The organism is Bradyrhizobium sp. Unk1 (genome assembly GCF_059512345.1).
The window spans coordinates 1-3,208 of sequence record NZ_JCAMOP010000137.1; the positions used below are offsets into that span (position 1 = coordinate 1).

A 3,208-nucleotide genomic window follows, 5' to 3' on the forward strand; every position below is an offset into this window, starting at 1 on the left:
TCATGGATGATCTGTTGCGGGAGTTTTTGACGGAGACCAGCGAGAGCCTGGACACCGTCGACAATCAGTTGGTGAAGTTCGAGCAGGAGCCGAACAACGCCAAGATCCTGGATAACATCTTCCGCCTGGTCCACACCATCAAGGGCACGTGCGGCTTCCTCGGCCTGCCGCGTCTGGAAGCGCTGGCGCATGCCGGCGAGACGCTGATGAGCAAATTCCGCGACGGCATGCCGGTGACGGCTGGCGCGGTGACGTTGATCCTAGCATCGATCGACCGCATCAAGGAGATCCTGGCAGGCCTCGAGGCGACCGAAGCCGAGCCCGAGGGCACCGACCGCGATCTCATCGACAAGCTGGAAGCGATGGTCGAGCAGGGCATGGCGGCAATGGCCGCAGGGGCCGCCGCTCCCGTTGCTGAAGCGCCGCCGCTGGTGCCGGAAGCGCCTGCTCCTGTTGAAGCCAAGGCGGCACCGGTAAAAGAGATGACGCAAGGCTCGCTGATCGAGCAGACGCTGGAGCGTCCGCTCCGTCCAGGCGAAGTCTCGCTCGATGATCTCGAGCGCGCCTTCCGCGAGACCGCGATCGAAGCGCCGGCCCCTGTCGCTCAGGCCGCGCCCGTTGCTGAAGCTCCGGCGCCCGCCGCGAAGGAAGCAAAGCCCGCCAAGGACAAGGCCGCGCCGAAGAAGTCGATGGCCGACGAGGGCGCCGCCGAAGGCGACCGCATCGCCAACCAGTCGATCCGCGTCAACGTGGATACGCTGGAGCATCTGATGACCATGGTCTCCGAGCTGGTCCTGACCCGCAACCAGCTGCTGGAGATCTCCCGCCGCAACGAGGACACCGAGTTCAAGGTGCCGTTGCAGCGCCTGTCCAACGTCACCGCCGAGCTGCAGGAAGGCGTCATGAAGACGCGCATGCAGCCGATCGGCAATGCCTGGCAGAAGCTGCCCCGCATCGTCCGCGATCTCTCGAGCGAACTCGGCAAGCAGATCGAGCTGGAGATGCACGGCGCCGACACCGAGCTCGACCGCCAGGTGCTCGACCTGATCAAGGACCCGCTCACCCACATGGTGCGCAACTCCGCCGACCATGGCCTCGAGACCCCCGCCGAGCGGCTCGCCTCCGGCAAGGGCGAGCAGGGCACCATCCGCCTGTCCGCCTATCACGAGGGCGGCCACATCATCATCTGCATCGCCGACAACGGAAGAGGCCTCAACACCGAGAGGATCAAGGCCAAGGCGATCTCCTCAGGTCTCGTCACCGAGGCCGAGCTCGAGAAGATGAGCGAAGCCCAGATCCACAAGTTCATCTTCGCGCCCGGCTTCTCCACGGCAGCTGCGATCACCTCGGTCTCGGGCCGCGGCGTCGGCATGGACGTGGTGCGCACCAATATCGACCAGATCGGCGGCACCATCGACATCAAGTCGGTGGCCGGCGAGGGCTCCTCCGTCACCATCAAGATCCCGCTGACGCTCGCCATCGTCTCGGCGCTGATCGTCGAGGCCGCCGGCGACCGTTTTGCGATCCCGCAGCTCTCGGTGGTCGAGCTCGTCCGTGCCCGCGCCAACAGCGAGCACCGCATCGAGCGCATCAAGGACACCGCTGTCCTCAGGTTGCGCAACAAGCTGCTGCCGCTGATCCACCTCAAGAAGCTGCTCAAGATCGACGACGGCGCGGCCAGCGATCCCGAGAACGGCTTTATCGTGGTCACGCAAGTCGGCAGCCAGACCTTCGGCATCGTCGTCGACGGCGTGTTCCACACCGAAGAGATCGTGGTCAAGCCGATGTCGACGAAGCTGCGTCACATCGACATGTTCTCCGGCAACACCATTCTGGGCGATGGCGCAGTCATCATGATCATCGATCCCAACGGCATTGCCAAGGCGCTCGGCGCCGCCGGCTCCTCGGCCCATGACATGGGCGACGAGAACGGCGCGCATCACATCGGAAGTGGCGAGCAGACCACCTCGCTGCTGGTCTTCCGCGCCGGCTCCAGCCAGCCCAAGGCGGTCCCGCTCGGGCTCGTCACCCGCCTGGAGGAACTGCCGGCCGACAAGATCGAGTTCAGCAACGGCCGCTACATGGTGCAGTACCGCGAGCAGCTGATGCCGCTGGTCGCCATGGAGAGCGTCACCATTGCGAGCCAGGGCGCCCAGCCGATCCTGGTGTTCGCCGATGACGGCCGCTCCATGGGCCTCGTCGTCGACGAGATCATCGACATCGTCGAGGAACGGCTCAACATCGAGGTCGGCGGCTCCTCCTCCGGCATTCTCGGCTCGGCCGTGATCAAGGGCCAGGCCACCGAAGTGATCGACGTCGGCCACTTCCTGCCGATGGCGTTCGCCGACTGGTTCACCCGCAAGGAGATGAAGCCGTCGCAGCACTCGCAGTCGGTGCTGCTGGTCGACGACTCGGCCTTCTTCCGCAACATGCTGGCCCCGGTGCTGAAGGCGGCCGGCTACCGCGTCCGCACCGCGCCGACCGCGCAGGAGGGCCTGGCTGCGCTGCGTGCGCAGAGCTTCGACGTGGTCCTGACCGACATCGAGATGCCCGACATGAACGGGTTCGAGTTCGCCGAAGTGATCCGCTCGGACACCAATCTGGGCGCGATGCCGATCATCGGCCTGTCCGCGCTGGTGTCGCCGGCGGCGATCGAGCGCGGCCGTCAGGCCGGCTTCCACGACTATGTCGCCAAGTTCGACCGTCCCGGTCTGATCGCGGCGCTGAAGGAGCAGACCGCAGGTGCCGCCGGCGCCTCCGAGCTGAACCGGGCAGCGGCCTAAAGGGGACGAGGAGATATCGAGATGAGCAACAAGACCCAGACCACCGAAGGCGCCATGGTCGAATACGTCACCGCGATGATCGGCGGCCAGCTGTTCGGGCTGCCGATCTCCCGGGTCCAGGACGTGTTCATGCCCGAGCGCGTCACCCGCGTTCCCTTGTCCTCGCGCGAGATCGCGGGGGTGCTGAACCTGCGCGGCCGCATCGTCACCGTGGTCGACATGCGCGCCCGGCTCGGCCTGCCCAAGCCCGAGGACGGCAAGACCCCCATGGCGGTCGGCGTCGACCTGCGCGGCGAATCCTACGGCCTGCTGATCGACCAGATCGGCGAAGTGCTGCGCCTTGCCGAGGCCGGCATGGAAGAGAACCCCGTCAACCTCGATCCCCGCATGGCCAAGCTCGCCGGCGGCGTCCACCGCCTCGACGG

Annotated in this window: 2 protein-coding genes; both read left to right on the forward strand. The window is 66.2% G+C overall.

Features of this window, described 5'->3' with window-relative positions; all coding sequences use genetic code 11:
* The first annotated feature begins 2 nt into the window (after nt 1–2).
* Nucleotides 3–2,783, forward strand: coding sequence for a hybrid sensor histidine kinase/response regulator (locus tag AC5ZFO_RS47535; protein ID WP_496124203.1), 2,781 nt, complete (start codon nt 3–5; stop codon nt 2,781–2,783).
* 21 nt (nt 2,784–2,804) lie between these two features.
* Nucleotides 2,805–3,208, forward strand: a 404-nt coding sequence (locus AC5ZFO_RS47540; protein WP_496124204.1) for a chemotaxis protein CheW, incomplete at its 3' end; no start/stop codon positions are given.